The organism is Pseudomonas asiatica, assembly GCF_040214835.1.
In the GTDB taxonomy this organism is placed as follows: Bacteria; Pseudomonadota; Gammaproteobacteria; order Pseudomonadales; family Pseudomonadaceae; genus Aquipseudomonas; species Aquipseudomonas putida_Z.
Genome location: NZ_CP157874.1, coordinates 3,808,849 through 3,824,967, shown reverse-complemented (window position 1 = coordinate 3,824,967; position 16,119 = coordinate 3,808,849). Strand labels below are relative to the sequence as shown.

The 16,119-nt window shown below is 61.9% G+C and carries 10 protein-coding genes; 6 read left to right on the top strand and 4 right to left on the bottom strand.

The window, feature by feature from the left end:
• Positions 1-115: 115 nt before the first annotated feature.
• Complete coding sequence (locus tag ABNP31_RS17125; protein WP_350012571.1) at positions 116-2,500, top strand: hypothetical protein; 2,385 nt, start codon at positions 116-118, stop codon at positions 2,498-2,500.
• On the opposite strand, the gene ABNP31_RS17120 is transcribed toward ABNP31_RS17125, so the two are convergent.
• From ABNP31_RS17120 to ABNP31_RS17105, 4 genes are all read right to left on the bottom strand, one after another.
• Positions 2,428-4,143, bottom strand: coding sequence for a methyl-accepting chemotaxis protein (locus tag ABNP31_RS17120; RefSeq protein WP_256578996.1), 1,716 nt, complete (start codon positions 4,141-4,143; stop codon positions 2,428-2,430). The genes ABNP31_RS17125 and ABNP31_RS17120 overlap by 73 nt on opposite strands.
• Complete coding sequence (locus ABNP31_RS17115) at positions 4,140-6,386, bottom strand: putative bifunctional diguanylate cyclase/phosphodiesterase (protein WP_238066620.1); 2,247 nt, start codon at positions 6,384-6,386, stop codon at positions 4,140-4,142. Before ABNP31_RS17115 ends, ABNP31_RS17120 begins: the two co-directional genes overlap by 4 nt.
• 170 nt (positions 6,387-6,556) lie before the next feature.
• A complete protein-coding gene (locus ABNP31_RS17110; protein ID WP_025339888.1) occupies positions 6,557-6,868 on the bottom strand; it encodes a hypothetical protein in 312 nt (103 codons plus the stop codon).
• A gap of 199 nt (positions 6,869-7,067) precedes the next feature.
• The gene (locus tag ABNP31_RS17105) at positions 7,068-9,179 is read right to left on the bottom strand and encodes a TonB-dependent receptor family protein (RefSeq protein WP_075045703.1); all 2,112 of its coding nucleotides are present in this window, start codon (positions 9,177-9,179) and stop codon (positions 7,068-7,070) included.
• Between the two features lie 571 nt (positions 9,180-9,750).
• Between ABNP31_RS17105 and ABNP31_RS17100 the strand changes: the two genes are divergently transcribed.
• From ABNP31_RS17100 to ABNP31_RS17080, 5 genes are all read left to right on the top strand, one after another.
• Complete coding sequence (locus ABNP31_RS17100) at positions 9,751-11,418, top strand: ABC transporter substrate-binding protein (protein WP_414058095.1); 1,668 nt, start codon at positions 9,751-9,753, stop codon at positions 11,416-11,418.
• Positions 11,415-12,347 carry an ABC transporter permease gene (locus tag ABNP31_RS17095; RefSeq protein WP_025339885.1) on the top strand — a complete coding sequence of 311 codons (933 nt, stop codon included), beginning with the start codon at positions 11,415-11,417 and terminating at the stop codon, positions 12,345-12,347. Before ABNP31_RS17100 ends, ABNP31_RS17095 begins: the two co-directional genes overlap by 4 nt.
• A 21-nt stretch (positions 12,348-12,368) precedes the next feature.
• The gene (locus ABNP31_RS17090) at positions 12,369-13,613 is read left to right on the top strand and encodes an acyl-CoA dehydrogenase family protein (protein WP_085664631.1); all 1,245 of its coding nucleotides are present in this window, start codon (positions 12,369-12,371) and stop codon (positions 13,611-13,613) included.
• A gap of 14 nt (positions 13,614-13,627) precedes the next feature.
• On the top strand, positions 13,628-14,950 hold the full coding sequence (locus ABNP31_RS17085) for an LLM class flavin-dependent oxidoreductase (RefSeq protein ID WP_085664632.1): 1,323 nt from the start codon (positions 13,628-13,630) through the stop codon (positions 14,948-14,950).
• Between the two features lie 77 nt (positions 14,951-15,027).
• A complete protein-coding gene (locus ABNP31_RS17080; protein ID WP_075045698.1) occupies positions 15,028-16,083 on the top strand; it encodes an NADP(H)-dependent aldo-keto reductase in 1,056 nt (351 codons plus the stop codon).
• Positions 16,084-16,119 lie beyond the last annotated feature (36 nt).

Here is a 16,119-nt window from a genome sequence, read left to right as displayed (position 1 = left end):
CAGTAGTTTACCCCCGTGCTCCAGGCATGACGCCTATCAGAACTGCCAGTTGTTGCGTAAGCAAATTCTCGGCGTAATAGGCTTTACCGTTTTGAGAACACCAACGGAGAAGAACATGGATTATTCAACCTCCGAACTCCTCGCATGGCTGGGCAAGGAAACACGCTTGCTGGGATGGGATATGCTCTGCTTTATTGATGGAGACAAGATCAACCTTGTCTTGAAGGAAGAATCCATCAGGCGCTCCAGAACGGCGGAAAAATGGCCGCCCATTTCCGGTTATATCCGCAATGGGGCGGCCCATCGCTTTGCCTTGTCCAAGTGTAGCCTGAATTTGCCAAGATTGGTGTTTGATGCCGACCTTGCCCAGAACAAGGCTCACCTGCAAATGGCAATTGCAGAAGCGAATGCGTACTCAATGGTGAACAAAGGCGGTCAATGGCGTTTGCTCCAACTGAATGTGATAGCGCCTGTGCAAGCTGCTGTACTGAACCTGGATATTGCTTTGGCGGCGTCAGGCGGTACGGTGGACTCCGATTGCATGATAAAACTTGACCTCAGCAACAGTGAAGAATTTTCCATGCCGTACTATAACGGTGAAAGTCGACTGTTGACCGAGTTTTTCAGGCAGAAGTTTTCTGCATGGGGTGATGCTCAACGTCAGCTTCCTCTCGGCAAGTTGGCAGGAAGTGCGATCGAGCTGCACCGCCCGGCCTCGTTTGCCCTGCGTACTCGGGCCAGGGCAAGGTCGTCGTCCGATGCGGCAGGTGGAGTTATGGTTCTTGTCGACATGCAGGATGGGGCAGGCGGGAATTACCCCGGTGCGGATTACAGGTATGCGATACCCAATGACGGTGATTATTCCGCTAGCATATTGTTTGATACAGAACGCCTGATGCTGGCCCAAGTGGCAGAGCAACTGAAGAAAGTGATCGAAGGGGCTGAGTTCACAATGCGTCAAGCCCTTGATCAACGGCAATTCCTTTCCTGTACGGCGGGACATATCCATTTGCCGACACAGCGGGTGAAAGAGACGTTCGATATTACAACGCCTTCCAGGGTTTGGAAGGTCAACGCGGAACTTGAACTGAAAGAAGCCAGTCTGGACATGCGCGGTGAGGTGGTTATCTCCAAGACCGCTGACAAGGTTACGCTTAGTCTGTCTCCGCATGGCTCCGTGTTCGCCGAGATCCTGGCCTTCGATGATACCACTGGCGACCTCCAGCGGATGTTGGATGAGTTCAAGTTTGATCAAAGTGATTTTCTGAAACCTGCCGAAGGCAGATTTCATTATCATATGCTGTTCGAATATCATCTGGATGGTCGTGCCGAGATGCGCCTGGTACATGATTCCTATGCATTTAGCGAATCGATCGCTTATCAGCCTGCTTTCGCTAAAATCAAGCCGCCTGCAGGTTGGGGGGTAGACCCTATAACAAACTTGCTGTTGTGGCCTATTATCAGTCAGTTGACAAGCGGACTCAGAGACCTTTTCAAAGGGCTTGCTTCTCCGAAGTTGACCAGTATTCAGGACATCCTGTTAGCGAAGTTGAAACACGACATGTCTGTGTTACCTACCACACAGGCACTGGCAAACGACATTGTGCGGCTCAATTTTGATAACGCCATCAAGGGCACAAACCTGCAGACACCAAGCGACACAGTCTATTTCGGCCAGGTTAACCCTGCAGCAGCCAGTTTCACTATCAGCCCGATGGAGAAAACCCTGCTTGCAACTGCTAGGCAGTCATTCGTGACCGAGCCTGCCTCAAGCAATGTGGAGTGGTCCGCCGAAGCAGTGTCTGGTTTGGCGGATAATGTGCGGATTTCCATTGACCCCAAGGGTGTTCTGACCGCACCAGCGGCCAGCGACATGACAAAGTCGTTTGCCCAGGTGCTGGTGACGGCGACCGACAAGGCGAACCGCGCCATTCAACGTTGCGCCTTGATAACGGTGGTGAGCCAGACACTGCACGCCAACCCTTCGATCGTGGTTGCACCGCCCAACAGCAAAGTGGACTTCAATGCCTGGGTGCTCGGTGACCCCCTTGCATTGCAATGGCAATATCAAGGCAAGCCCCTGGGCAAGGGGCAGGCCATGTCGGTCACCAGCCCTGCGGACACTGGCACAGCTGCCTTTGTCGTTGAAGAGGTCCAGGTGCAGGACCCCGTGAGCAAACAAATTTGCGAATGTGTGCTGGTCACCGAAATGGGGAGTAAAACCCCGATAGTGATCAGTGCCAAAGTTGACCCGACGGGCCGGGAGGCGGTCCTGGAGGCAAGGATCAATGGCAACCTCCAGGAGCCGAATCAAATCGATTGGCAATTGCGCTACGGCCCCGGTAGCGCCGAGGCGGGCGTCTACACCCCAGGCAGTGACCAGAAGGCGCGCTTCGCCTTGATCAGCGCTACCTACGACAGCGGTGCTTACGGTGTTTTCGAAGGGTACATCGTGCTGGCCCTGCCACTCGCAGAACACAGGGATTTGACCCTCAACTGACCAGTCTCGGAGTCCAGCCCCTCCCAGCCAGCAACGTCCAGCTGGGAGTGGCTGCCATCATTGCGCTTGCGCCCCCAAAGCTGCGCCGACAGCAGTTGAAGGCGTTCGGCCAGCTTGGCGACGTGGGCGGCAGTGGTGCGACTCTGGTTGCTGGCAAGCACGCTTTTCTGGGTGGTTTGACTGATACCGGCCAGGTTGCACTGGATGCTGTCACCCACCGCGCTCTGCTCCTCTACGGCGGCAGCGATCTGCACACTCATGCCGCTTATCTCATCGACACGCTGGGTGATCCCGTCCAGCGCCCGGGCGGCCAGCAGTGCCTGCTCGACGCTGACGCCGGCCTTGCTGTGGCTGCGCTGCATCGCAAGTACGGCATCCCCGGTGGAGCGTCGCAAGGTATCGATGGTGCCCTGGATGTGCGCGGTAGATTGCTGGGTCCGCGAAGCCAGCCCGCGCACCTCGTCGGCGACCACTGCAAAACCGCGGCCGGCCTCGCCGGCGCGGGCAGCCTCGATGGCGGCATTGAGGGCAAGCAGGTTGGTCTGTTCGGCGATGCTTTGAATCACCTCGAGTACGCGGTCAATTTCATTGCCATGCTGTTCCAGTTGATGAATCACCATGCTGGTCTGTTGTACCTCGCTGGCGAGGCTATCAATGTGCTGGCGGGTCTGCTCGACCAGTTGGTGGCCGCGGTCGGATTCCTGGTTGGCCAGGTTCGCGGCGCTGGCGGTGAGCTGAGCGTTGCGCGCCACTTCCTGCACACTGCTGGCCATCTGGGTTATTGCGCTGGCTACCTGGGCAGTTTCCCCCTGCTGGCGGAGGGTCGCGCAATTGTTGTTGTCCACTGCAGACACGAGCTCTTCGGCTTCCTTGCTCAACTGGCGGGACGAATCGGCAATGCGTCCGACTATTGCCCGGGTCTCGGCTTCGAGCATCTGCAGAGTGAAATCGATCTGGCCAAATTGGTCGCGGCGGCCACTGTAAAGTATCTGGCTCAGAGGGTTGTCGGCGATATTCCTGGCTTTTCGGGCAAGGGCGTCGAGGGGGCGCAGGCTGAAGCGTAACAGGCCGCCGAGCAGCAAGCTCGATAGCAGCATGGAGAGGGCGGCATGGCTCCAGGACAACGCGCCCAGTAATCCCAAGGCCGCAAAGAACAGCAAGTTCACGCCAGTGCTGACAAGTGCCAGGCGCATGCCGACGGACAGCCGTGACATACGCAGGCAGTTGGTCTTTCTACCACTACGCAACTGTGCATAGAGATGTTCAGCAGCATCCACCAGCGCTTTGGCCGGTAGCGTGCGAACCGATTGGTATTCCACTGTTTCGCCATTGCGCTGCATCGGCGTGACGTAGGCGCTGACCCAGTAGTGGTCACCGTTCTTGCAGCGATTCTTTACCAGCCCCATCCACGAGCGCCCATCCTTGAGTGTCTGCCACATATGCGCAAAAGCTTCTGGCGGCATGTCCGGGTGGCGCACGATGTTGTGATTGACGCCGAGCAATTCGGCTTCGCTGAACCCGCTGATGTTGATGAAGTCGGGATTGACGTAGGTGATGGCGCCCTTGGGGTTGGTTGTTGAAAGAATGTTCGCGTTTGCGCTGAATTCGACGGCACGACCACTGACCGGAAGATTGGTTTTCATTGTTTTTCTCCTGAACTGATGGGTACCCGCCGGGTAACTGCGCTCCCCTCGAAACGGTCTTCTGTGCTGAGCAGATGTTGTATCTGGGCGGCAGGTTGTGGCCGACTGAACCAGTAGCCTTGGGCGTAATGGCAGCCTTCACCCACCACGAATTCGAGTTGTGCCGAACTCTCGATGCCTTCGGCCACTACTTCCAGACCAAGGCTACGGCCGAGAACGATGATCGCCTGGCTGATCGCGCTCTGTTTGTTCTCGTAAGGAACGCCGGTGATGAAGCTCTTGTCGAGCTTGAGGATGTGCAGCGGAAAGCGTGTGAGGTAACCAAGCGAGGAGTAACCCGTGCCGAAGTCGTCAAGCGCCAGCAGAACACCAAGGCTGGTCAACTCATGCAGGCAGGCCAATGTGTCCATGTCGTCATGCATCAGTTGGCTTTCGGTGATCTCCAGGATCAGGCTGGCGGGAGGCAGGCCGCTTTCTTGCAGGATATCGATCAGCCGGAGGGTGAAGTCGGCTTGTTGCAATTGGGTGCTGGAAATGTTCACCGAACAGCGCAGGCGCTCATGCCCGGCCAGTTGCCAGGCTCGGGTCTGCTGGCAAGCCTGGCGCAGTACCCATTCGCCGACGCGGATGATCTCTCCCGACTCCTCCAGCGCAGGGATGAACTCCAGTGGCGAGATCAAGCGTTCGCCATGGCGCCACCGCAGCAGCGCTTCGACCCCGGTCACCAGCGGTGTCCCTTGGTCCAGGCGATAGATCGGTTGGTAGTACAGTTCGAATTCATTCTGTTGCAGTGCCTGGCCTAGCGCGGACTCCAGTTCCAGATGCTGCTGTGCGGTGTCCTGCAATGTTTCGTCGTAGTGGGCGAAGCGCGCCTTGCCGGCAGACTTGGCTCGGTAGAGGGCAAGGTCGGCAGCCTGCAGCACATCCAGGGCTTTGCCATTGTCGTGCAATGGCGCGATACCGATGCTGGCGCTGACCACCAGGGTACGACCGTCCATGTGCAGCGGTTGATGCAGATTGTCGAGGATGCGCTGGGATATCTGCTCGGCGTCGCGGTCGCAGGTGAGGTCGTGAAGCAGGACGATGAATTCGTCGCCGCCGAAGCGGAACAGTTGGTCAGTGGGGCGCAGGGATTCTTTCAAGCGCACAGCCACTTCCACCAGCACGCGATCACCGACGTTGTGGCCGAGGCTATCGTTGATCAGCTTGAAGCGGTCCAGGTCGATGAACAGCAACGCCTCGTAGTCACCGCCCTTGCGCTGCTTCCTGAAGGTCTTCTGCATCTGCTCGTCAAGCCGGATGCGGTTGGCCAGGCCGGTCAACGGGTCGTGCTGGGCGGTATGTTGTAGGCGCTGCTCGGCATCCTTGCGCGCACTGATATCGGACTGCGAGCCAGCCATGCGTAGCTCGCCAGGGGTGGTCATTTCGGCGACCCCTCGCACGAGGACCCAGATGTAGTCACCGTTGTGCTTGCGGATACGGTACTCATGGTGAACGGACGATATCTGCCCTTGTAGATGGGCATCGATGGCATGGCGAAAATCCGGCAGGTCATCCGGGTGCACGCGGCCGAACCAACTGGAACTGCTCTCGCCGATGCTATCGCGGCTGAGGCCGAGCATGCTGGCCCAGCGCTCCGAGACGTAAAGCCGATCCTGGTCGACGTGCCAGTCCCACAGCCCGTCGTTGGCACCGCGTAGCGCGCGGGCGAAGCGAGCCTCGCTATCTTCCAGCGCCTTGTGCTGGGCCGCACTGTAGGTATCGATGGCCAGCGTCATGTCGAAGAACACCGCCTTCAACAGGCTTGAATAGAGCGTGGCATCCGGGCTGTTGCCAAACACGCTTTCCAGCATGTCGTCGAGGTACAGCCGATAGCTGCCGAGGTACCACTTCAGTTCCAGGCCGATCTGCTGGTGGATCACGCCGATACGCAGGCGGCCGTTGACGTAGGTTTCATCGTAGGGGCCGCCCCACAGGCACTGGTAGTACTCGGCCTGGCTCTGCTTCAAACGGGCGGTGACCTCCGGTGTGCGAAGCAATGCAGAGGGCGTGGAGAATTCCGCCAGGTGACGGTACAGATGGTCGACGAAAGCCTGCTGGGACGGGGCCATGTACTGAGCTGCCGCACCTAGTCGCCTGGCGTCTTCGGCGCTCCAGTCGAGAAAGCGAAAGCGTTCGGCAATCTCCGCGTGATCGAGACGGATACGCTTGAGCAATTCCTCGAGGTCTTTTGTAACCTTCATTCGCTTCCCCCGGTGTTGGTGAAGTTCCTTTCCGCTGAACCAAAAAAAAGCGCCGTGGCAACAAGTTCTGTTCAAGAACTTGTTGCCACGGCGCTTCGTCTTTCAGGCCTATTATCCTGCTCGGCAAAGCCGGTTCCCGCAGGGCGGAACCTGGTGATGGCACATTCACATCATTGAGGATCTTCCGACAATTTATCCAGCAATGCAACCAAGCGTCGCCGCAGCAGCCCCAGTTCGCGGGATTTGAAGGCGTGTCGGGTCTGTTCGAGAACCTCGGTGGCATCCAGCAAAGCGGCCTGTACCTGCCCAGCCGAGCCCAACTTTGCTTCACCGAGCCAGCGGCAAAGCGGCACGGCGCTGCAATTGCCAGGCGTACTCAGTACCTCGCAATCAGGTGCTATAGGCGCCAACAGCTGGCGCAATTGATCGGCCAGTTCAAGATTGTTGCAGATAATTCTGGTTGCCGGGTTGGACTCGCTCATCAAACTGCATTCCCATATGTTTGGTGTGCTGTTTACAACACCGCCTATGGCGTTTGATTGATTCAGGTCAATGCTGAAACCTTCCACTTGCCCTGTGAAGCCCTTCGGTGCGAACAGCGCTCCTGGAAACCGAGCGCCGTGGGGCGGCGCTCGATTTCGAATGCGTAATGGACGCGCTATCAACCACGTTGCTGCGTGGTCAGTACCTGAACTCGACCCCCACGTACGCGCCAATCCCATCCCCGGGCCAGAACGACGCAGTATCCTGCCCGCGCGCGTTGTACACCGGCGTCACCGCCGTCACGTACGCCTTGTTTGCCAGGTTCTTCAGGTCCAGCGACACCTTCCAGTTGCCCTTCGGTGCCTCATACCCCAGGTTCGCCCCCCAGATGGTGTACGACGGCGCATACAGGGTATTGGCATAGTCCACTGCCGTGCGCGAGGCCGACTGCACGTTGATTCCGGTGTACCAGCCGCTGTGGTCCTGATACTGCAGCTCGCCCTGGTAGATGTGCTTGGGCACGCCCGGCAACTGGTTGTCGCCGAAGGTGTCGTCATGCCGGTAGTAGAAGTCGTTGTAGGTGTACACCTGGCGCCAGCGTACCAGGTCGCCCTGCGGGTTTTCCCAGAGACGGGTGTTGAGGCCGGCCTCGACACCCTGGTGGATGGTCGGTGAGGCGTTGAAGGCACCGGTGACCGCTGCCGACGATGATGTGGCGGGGATGATCTGCACATTCAGCAGCTCGTCGTGGATCCACGAGCGGTACAGTGCCAGGCTGCCATCGAAGATGCCGTGCGAGCCCTTGATACCGACCTCGAAGGTGTTGGCCTTCTGCTCCACCAGCGGGCGGATGTAAGGCAGGGTCGGCCCGGAGCCCGAATATTCCCAGGAAGCAGGCGGGTCGATGCTGCGGCTGAAGTTGGTGAATACCTGCAGGTTCGGGCTGAACTCGTAGCGCAGGCCGATGCGCGGGGCGACGCTCCAGTTGTCGTAGTCCACATGCTGCGGGAAGTTGGTGGTGTTGGGGTTCACCGCGTGGTCGATGTTGATCTTGCGCCGCACGTTGATGAACGACACGCCGCTGGTGAGCCAGAGGTTGTCGACCAGGTTGATATCGTTGCCCAGGGCGATCACCCGGTCGAACGAATCCTTGTAGTTGACCTGCTTGAGCGACAGCTTGTCGTCGTTGGCCGAGTTCACCCCGCCACGCAGGTGCTGGGTGGAGGTGAAGGCGATGCTGCTGCGGCTTTCGTGGCCGAACAGGTAGTCGACCCGGTCGTAGCCCAGCAGCAGGCCGAGGTCGTGCCAGTCCCAGTAACTGGGATTGCTCGGGCTGCGCGGGCTGTTGGTGTGGCGATAGTCGTGATACGACAGGCCGAAGGTCAGCCGTGCATCGTCGTCAAAGGTATAAGTGGTCTTGCTGCCCACCCAGATGCTGCCCGGGCGGCGTGCACCGGCACCGCTGGTCTCGGCGGTGGCGCTGGCGCGGCGCGGGTGGTGCAGCGCGGCGTCGAGGGTGGTGGCGCTGGGGTCGTTGTGGGTTTCGTCGCGGTAGCGCAGCAGCAGGCGGGTTTCCAGCTTGGGGCTGAAGCGGTAGCCGGCATTGGCGACGATGCCCGAGCTCTTCGACAGGCTGTAGTCGCGGAAACCCTCGTTGCGGTAGTTGTCGGCCTGCAGGTAGTAGTCCAGGTCGCCCTCGACCCCACCGTAGCTGATGCTCTGCTTCTGGTAGTGGTAGCTGCCGGCTTCGGCGCGCACGCGCAGGCCGGGGGCGCTGTAGCCGCTGTGGTTGACGAAGTTGACCGCGCCGCCGAGGGTCAGCGCGCCATATTGAAAGGCGTTGGCGCCGCGCAGGATTTCGGTGTAGTTCACGCCGCTGGCGTTGAGGAATTCATAGGGTGTGCCGCCAGGGCCGGTCAGCGGCAGGCCGTCGAACAGGAACTTGATGCCCTCACGGAAATAGCCGGGCGAGGTATTGGCACCGGAGCCGCGGATCGAGATCTTCGCCGCGTCGTTGCCGCCGGTGGACTGCACGAATACCCCGGGCTGGTAGCCGAGGGTGTCCTGCAGTGTGGCAGTGCGGCCTTTGGCGACCTCTTCGCTGTCGACCACGCTGGTGCCGCCGGGCACCTCGGCCAGGGCGCTGGCGGCCTGTTGTACTTCGGATTGCTTGGCGGCCTGCACGGTCACCGTGCCCAGGGTTTGCTCAGCGGCCAGTACCGTGACCGGGGCCAGCAGGGCCGTGGCCGCGGTGGCCAGGGCGGCGTGGCGGATGGCCAGGCGCAGTGGTTGGGGTTGAATCGCACGCATCGTTCAATTCCTTGCAAGTCATCGTAGGTCCTCGGCGTTCTATGGGAATAGTCAGGCCTGTCGAAATGTGTAAGAGCAGTTTCTGTGCCAGCTGGCGAAAGGCCGGAAGTTTGGGGGTGTGGCCAAAGTTTTAGTGTGAAGTGCTGAATAAAACAGCAAATTTTGTTGCGCTCCTGTTGTTTGCGGAACAGTGCAGGTTATATCCAAATATCCGAATGCTATGGTGCAACCTGTGGGAGCGGCTTTAGCCGCGAACACCGGCGCAGCCGGTGCCATGCACCGCGTTGGATTATTCGCGGCTGAAGCCGCTCCCACAGGGGATGCGGATTGCTTGCAATTTCAGTTATCTACGCGACAGCGCAGCCCAAAGGGTTGGATGTTGTCAGCGCAACAGGGATGAAACAGTTTGTATGGTTAATGCGTCAGGCGGTTTGAACTAGCCTCAATGAATGCGCAGTGTTAACGCTGGCACGACAACTGCAATAGCCCTTTATGTAGCCGTCTATACAAAGGGCCCGCTGTGCAGCCGAATTCCCGATTATTCAATACATGCCTGGTGGCCAGTGCGCTGTTGGTTGCCGTCTGCTCACCCGCCACGTCCGCGCAGAGCCAGGCGCTGCTCAAGGGCGAAGCGCTCAGCGAAGTGAACGGCGTGATGCGCTACCCGGCCAGCGACTTCGTCGAGCAGCAGCCCGGCAAGCGCGGTGGCATCCTGCGCGTGTCGGCGGCGAGCGACGCTGGCAGCTTCGATATACACGCGCTGTCCAATGGCAACATGCAGTGGATGGGCCGCATCCTGTTCGACTGCCTGGTGTACCAGGCCGAGGACGGCACCCTCACGCCGTGGCTGGCGAAAAGCTGGGACATCAGCGCCGACGGCCTGACCTACACCTTCCACCTGCGTGACGACGTCACTTTCAGCGATGGCGAGCGCTTCAACGCCGAGGCGGTGCGGGTCAACCTCGAACACATGCGTGACCCCGTGACCAAGTCGCCACTGGCCGCCGCCTATATCGCGCCGTACCTGAAGGGGCGGGTGGTGGACGAGTACACATTCGAGGCGACCCTGCGTGCGCCCTATGCGCCGTTTCTCGATGTGCTGTCGCAGGCCTGGCTGGGGATGATCTCGCCACGGCAGATCCTCGAGGCGCCGAAGACCATCGCCAGCCAGCCCATCGGCACCGGGCCTTTCGTGCTGACCGGCTGGGTGCGCGACCAGCGTGCCAGCTTTGTCCGCCGCCCGGGGTACAACTGGGCACCGCCGGCAATCAACCACCAGGGCGAGGCCTACCTGGACGGCATCGAGCTCAGCTACGTGCCCGAAGCGATGATCCGCTACACCTCCCTGGAGGCTGCCGACAGCGACATGGCCCTGGACGCACCGGCGCAGAATGCCGCGGCGATCCGCGCCAACCCGAAGCTGACCCTGCGCAACCGCATTCGCAAGGGCAACCCGTCGCGCAGCATCACCTTCAATGTCGACCGTGCGCCGTTCGATGACGTGCGGGTGCGCCAGGCCGTGGCCAAGGCCATCGACCGTGATGGCCTGGCATGGATCTCCGGCTTCGGCGAGTACCTGGCCAAGGGGGACTTCCTCGCCGTGAATACCCCCGGCTATGACCCGGTGGCCCGCGATGCCCTGGCCTTCGACCCGGTCGAAGCAGGGCGCTTGCTCGACGCCGCCGGCTGGACCGGGCGTGACGGCGAAGGCTATCGCAGCCGTGATGGCCGGCGCCTCGGGGCGACCTTGCTGACCTATGACAACCCGGCGTTCCCGGCCAATGTTCCGGTGGCTGCCCAGGCAGACCTGCGCAAGGTCGGCTTCGACCTGCGCATCGAGCTGCTGCCGCTCAGCAAGGTCATGGAGCTGCGTTACCTCGGCAACTTCGACGCCATCGGCGGTGGCTACTGGCACACCAACACGGCCGATGGCCTGTACATCCTCTACCACAGCCAATCCATCCCCAGCGCACGAATGATCGGCCAGAACGTCGGCCACTTCCGTGACGCCACCCTCGACCAGTTGCTCGGTGCCGCCCGGCGCAGCACCGACCCGACGCAGCGCCGCGAGCTGTATCGCCGGGCCCAGCAACGCCTGGGCGAGACCGTGCCGGCCGTGCCCTCGGTGGAAAGCCAGATGCTGCTGGCGTACCGCAACGCAGTCGGCGGCGTGCTGTTCGATGGTTCGCACAACGTTCCCCTGTTTACCAGCGTGTGGCTGGCAAAGGAGCAACCATGAAACTGCTGATCATCTTGCTGCGCCGCCTGCGTGACGGTGTGATCGTGCTATGGGCGGCGGCCAGCCTGACCTTCCTTGGCATGCAACACAGCGGTGGCGACACCGCCCTGGCGATCCTCGGCGGCCCGGATGCCATGCCGAGCGAGGCGCTGCTGGCCCAGGTGCGCGCCGAATACGGCCTCGATCAACCGCTGTGGGTGCAATACGGCCACTACCTGGCGCGCCTGGCCAAGGGCGACCTGGGCGAGTCGTACCGGTTGCGCATACCGGTTGGCCAGGCGATTGGCGAGCAGGCCGCCGCGACCTTGGCGCTGGCCAGCAGCGCGGCTGTGCTGGCGGTGCTGCTGGCAGTGGCCTCGGCGCTGCTCACCGCCAACCGCGGGCGGCGTTTACGCGCGGTGGTGTCGGGCATCGAGCTGTTGCTGTCCTCGGCCCCCAACTTCGTGATCGGCACGGTGCTGCTGCTGGCCTTCGCGTTTCACTTCCATTGGCTACCGCCGTCCGGGTCCAGCGGTTGGCGCTCGCTGGTGCTCCCGAGCCTGGCCCTGGCGCTGCCGATCGCGGCGGTGCTTGCACAAGTGTTGCGCCAGTCGCTGGAGCAGGTACTGGAACAACCCTTCATCACCCAGGCCCGTGCACGTGGCATGGGGGATATCGCTGTGCGTCTGCGCCACGCCCTGCGCCATGCCCTGGTGCCGCTGGTGACCCTGGCCGGCTACGTGTTCGCCAGCCTGCTCGGCGGCGCCGTGGTGCTGGAGCTGCTGTTCGGCCGCCAAGGCATTGGCCGTTTGATGCTCGACGCTACCGCCAGCAAGGACGTGCCACTGGTGCTCGGCGTAACCCTGCTGGCGGCAGCGATCTACGTGCTGGTCAACCTGCTGGTGGACCTGGCGACCCAGGCCATCGACCCGCGCACCGCACGCGTCTGAATTCACGAGAAAGGAACCATCATGAGCCAAACCACGATTACCGATGCCGAACTGGATGCGCGTTTTGCGCCGATCTATGCGCGTATTGCCGAAGGCGCGGTGGCCCGCGAGCAGCAGCGCACCCTGGCCCATGAGCCGGTGGCCTGGTTGCGCGAGGCCCGCTTCGGTGCCCTGCGCGTGCCACGCAGCCACGGCGGCTCAGGCGCAACCTTGCCGCAGTTGCTGCGCCAGCTGGTGCGCCTGGGGCAGGCCGATTCCAACCTGCCGCAAATCTTCCGCGCCCACTTCGGCTTCGTCGAAGGGCGGCTGTCGTCCGGCGACGCCGCCTCCCAGGACTACTGGTTAGCCCGCGTGGTCGCCGGTGAACTATGGGGCGCGGCCATGGCCGAGCGCACCGACAGTACCGGCAATAGCGTGCAGTTGAGCGAAGACGAAGGCGGTTACCGCCTGGACGGCGAAAAGTACTACTGCACCGGCACGTTGTACGCCGATTGGGTGGCGGCAGTGGCCAACCATGGCGACGACTTTGTCAGCCTCGTGGTGCCGACCCGTGCGCCGGGCGTGGAGCGGGTCGACGATTGGGACGGCTTCGGCCAGCGGCTGACTGGCAGTGGCACCACCCGTTTCACCCGGGTCAGCGTGCAGCCGCAGCATTTGCTGCGCCGTTTCGCCAAGGGCGAGTTGCGTGCCGAGTCGTACCTCACCGCGTTCTACCAGGCGGTGCATCTGGCCACCCTGGCGGGTATCGGCCAGGCGGTACTGGCCGATGCCGTAGCGTTCGTCCAGGGCCGCACCCGCGCCTTCGGTGTGCCGGGGCAGTCGCAGCCGGCCGCAGACCCGCGGGTGCAGGCGGTGATCGGTCGCCTGTCGAGCCTGGCCTTCGCCGCCAATGCGCAAGTCACCGCCGTGGGCCAGAGCCTGCAGGCGGTGTACGAAGCCGGCCAGCACGGGGAGGTAGCCGAGCAGCTTTACACCGACGCCGAGATCCATGCCTTTCAGGCGCAGCAGATCGTCCTGCCGCAAGTGCTGGAAGCGAGCACCTTGTTGTTCGAAGTCGGCGGCGCATCGGCCACCAGCAATGCCCGGCGCCTCGACCGCCACTGGCGCAATGCCCGCACCCTGGCTTCGCACAACCCGGCGATCTACCGCGAGCAGGCGTTGGGCAACTACTACCTCAATGGCATCAGCCCGGCCCAGGCCTGGCGTGCCCTTCATGCCAGCGCCAGCGAAGGGCAGGGCAGCGGCGACGAAGCCAGCGCAGTCTGATCAGGAGAACCGGCATGACCATGAAACAGATGAGCCTGGGCATGAACATCCTCGGCTTCGGCTCGCATTCCGGCGCCTGGCGCCAGGGTGAGGCGGCAATCGACGCCTATATCGACGTCAACTATTACCGCGATATCGCGCGTATTTCCGAGCGCGGTTGCCTGGATGCGATCTTCCTTGCCGATGGCCCGGCGTTGCCGCCGGATGTGTCCGCCCAGCCCGGCGGGCGCCTGGAGCCGACCGTGCTGCTTACCGCAGTGGCGGCCGCCACCGAGCGCATCGGGGTGATCGCGACCTGCTCCAGCACTTACAACGAACCTTTCAACCTGGCCCGGCGAATTGCCTCGCTGGACCACATCAGCGGCGGCCGCGCAGCCTGGAATGTGGTGACCAATGCCGGTGACGCGGCAGCACACAACTTCGGCCTGGCTGGCGCACCGTTGCATGTGGACCGCTACGGGCGGGCCGAGGAGTTCGTCGACGTGACCCTGAAGCTTTGGGACAGCTGGGAGGACGACGCGATCATCGGTGACCGCAGCGCCGGCCGTTTCGCCGACCCGGGCAAGGTCCACACCCTGGATTTCAAGGGCAAGCACTTTCAGGTCAAGGGGCCGCTGAACCTGCCGCGCTCGCCGCAGGGCAGGCCGGTACTGGTGCAGGCTGGCTCTTCCGAAGGTGGCAAGGCACTGGGTTCGCGCTATGCCGATGCGATCTTCACCACCCAGACCACCCTGGCCGACGGGCAGGCGTTCTATCGGGAGATGAAGGCACGGGCCAAAGCCTGGGGCCGTGACCCGCAGCACCTGAAGATCATGCCCGGCCTGTCGACCGTGATCGGCAGCACCGAGGCCGAGGCCCATGCACGCTTCGACGAACTCAATGCCTGGCATGGCGAGCACGGCCTGTTGCAGCAGGTGGCGGGGCGTATCGGCATCGATGCCAGCGAGCTGGATCCGGATGCGCCATTGCCTTGGGCGCGAATTGGCGCGGTGGCAGATTTCGAGCGGGGGTCGCATGGTTTTCTGGAGGCCCAGTTGAACCTGGCGCGCAGCGAGAACCTGACCATTCGCCAGCTGTCGCGGCGGATTCTGGTCGGGCACCGGTTGGCCGTCGGTACCCCGGAACAGGTTGCCGATACCCTGGCCGAGTGGTTCCTGGCGGGGGCGGGGGATGGTTTCAACATCATGCCCGACATGTTCCCGTCGGGTGCTCGGGTGTTCGTCGAAGAGGTGGTGCCGCTGCTGCAGAAACGTGGGTTGTTCCGCACCGAATACACCGGCACCACCTTGCGTGAGCACCTGGGGTTGCCCAAGGCACACAACCAGTTCGCTGCTTAGGGGGCGCTTTGCGCCCCAATCGCCGGCAAGGCAGCCCCAGGATTTGAAACCCGACACACATTCAAAAGGATGCACCCATGCGCTACCGCCCACTCGGCCACACCAACCTGCAAGTCAGCCTGCTCAGCCTCGGCACCATGACCTGGGGGCACCAGAACAGCGAACAGGATGCTCACCAGCAACTGGACGCTGCCCTTGCTGCAGGCATCAACTTCATCGACACCGCCGAGATGTACCCCACACCTACCCGCGCTGAAACCTGGACCACCACCGAGCGCTACATCGGCACCTGGCTCGCGGCCCGCGGCAACCGCGACAAGGTCCTGTTGGCCAGCAAGATCGCCGGCCCGGCCCGTGACCCAGGCGGCCAGGTGCACATCCGCGATGGCCTGTCGCACCACGACCGCAAGAACATCGTCGCGGCCCTGGAGGGCAGCCTGCGCCGCCTGCACACCGACTACCTGGACCTCTACCAACTGCACTGGCCCGACCGCACCAGCAACTTCTTCGGCATCCGTGAATACCCCTACGTCGATGACCATCCGCAGACGGCAGCCATCGAAGAAACCCTTGCGGTGCTGGACGAACAGGTAAAGGCCGGCAAGGTGCGCCATATCGGTGTCTCCAACGAAACACCGTGGGGTGTGGCGCAGTTTCTGCGGCACAGCGAGGACAAGGGCCTGGCGCGCATTGCCAGCATCCAGAACCCGTACAGCCTGCTCAATCGCTTGTACGAGAATGGCCTGTCGGAGTTCAGCCATCGCGAAGGGATCAGCCTGTTGGCCTATTCGCCGCTGGCGTTCGGGGCGTTGACCGGCAAGTACCTGAACGGGGCAAGGCCGGAGGGTTCGCGATTGTCGTCGGTGTATCGCACGTTCAATCGCTACGGCAGCGAGGAGGCCAACGACGCGATTGCCAGCTACGTGCGGATTGCGCGGGAGCATGGGCTGACACCGGCGCAACTGGCCCTGGCTTTCGTCATACGCCAGCCGTTCGTGGCCAGTGCCATTACCGGGCAGACCACCTTGCTGCAGCTGCAGGAAAACCTGAGTGCACTGGATGTGCAACTGAGCGATGAAGTACTGGCCGAGATCCAGGCCGTGCACCGCCGTATTCCCAACCCGGCACCGTAGCCCACATGGCAAGGGCTTCGCCCTTGTTCGCGGCTG

Coding starts and splice junctions, on each gene's coding strand:
- ABNP31_RS17125 (WP_350012571.1), top strand. CDS start 116: ATGGATTATTCAACCTCCGAACTCCTCGCATGGCTGGGCAAGGAAACA.
- ABNP31_RS17120 (WP_256578996.1), bottom strand. CDS start 4,143: ATGAAAACCAATCTTCCGGTCAGTGGTCGTGCCGTCGAATTCAGCGCA.
- ABNP31_RS17115 (WP_238066620.1), bottom strand. CDS start 6,386: ATGAAGGTTACAAAAGACCTCGAGGAATTGCTCAAGCGTATCCGTCTC.
- ABNP31_RS17110 (WP_025339888.1), bottom strand. CDS start 6,868: ATGAGCGAGTCCAACCCGGCAACCAGAATTATCTGCAACAATCTTGAA.
- ABNP31_RS17105 (WP_075045703.1), bottom strand. CDS start 9,179: ATGCGTGCGATTCAACCCCAACCACTGCGCCTGGCCATCCGCCACGCC.
- ABNP31_RS17095 (WP_025339885.1), top strand. CDS start 11,415: ATGAAACTGCTGATCATCTTGCTGCGCCGCCTGCGTGACGGTGTGATC.
- ABNP31_RS17090 (WP_085664631.1), top strand. CDS start 12,369: ATGAGCCAAACCACGATTACCGATGCCGAACTGGATGCGCGTTTTGCG.
- ABNP31_RS17085 (WP_085664632.1), top strand. CDS start 13,628: ATGACCATGAAACAGATGAGCCTGGGCATGAACATCCTCGGCTTCGGC.
- ABNP31_RS17080 (WP_075045698.1), top strand. CDS start 15,028: ATGCGCTACCGCCCACTCGGCCACACCAACCTGCAAGTCAGCCTGCTC.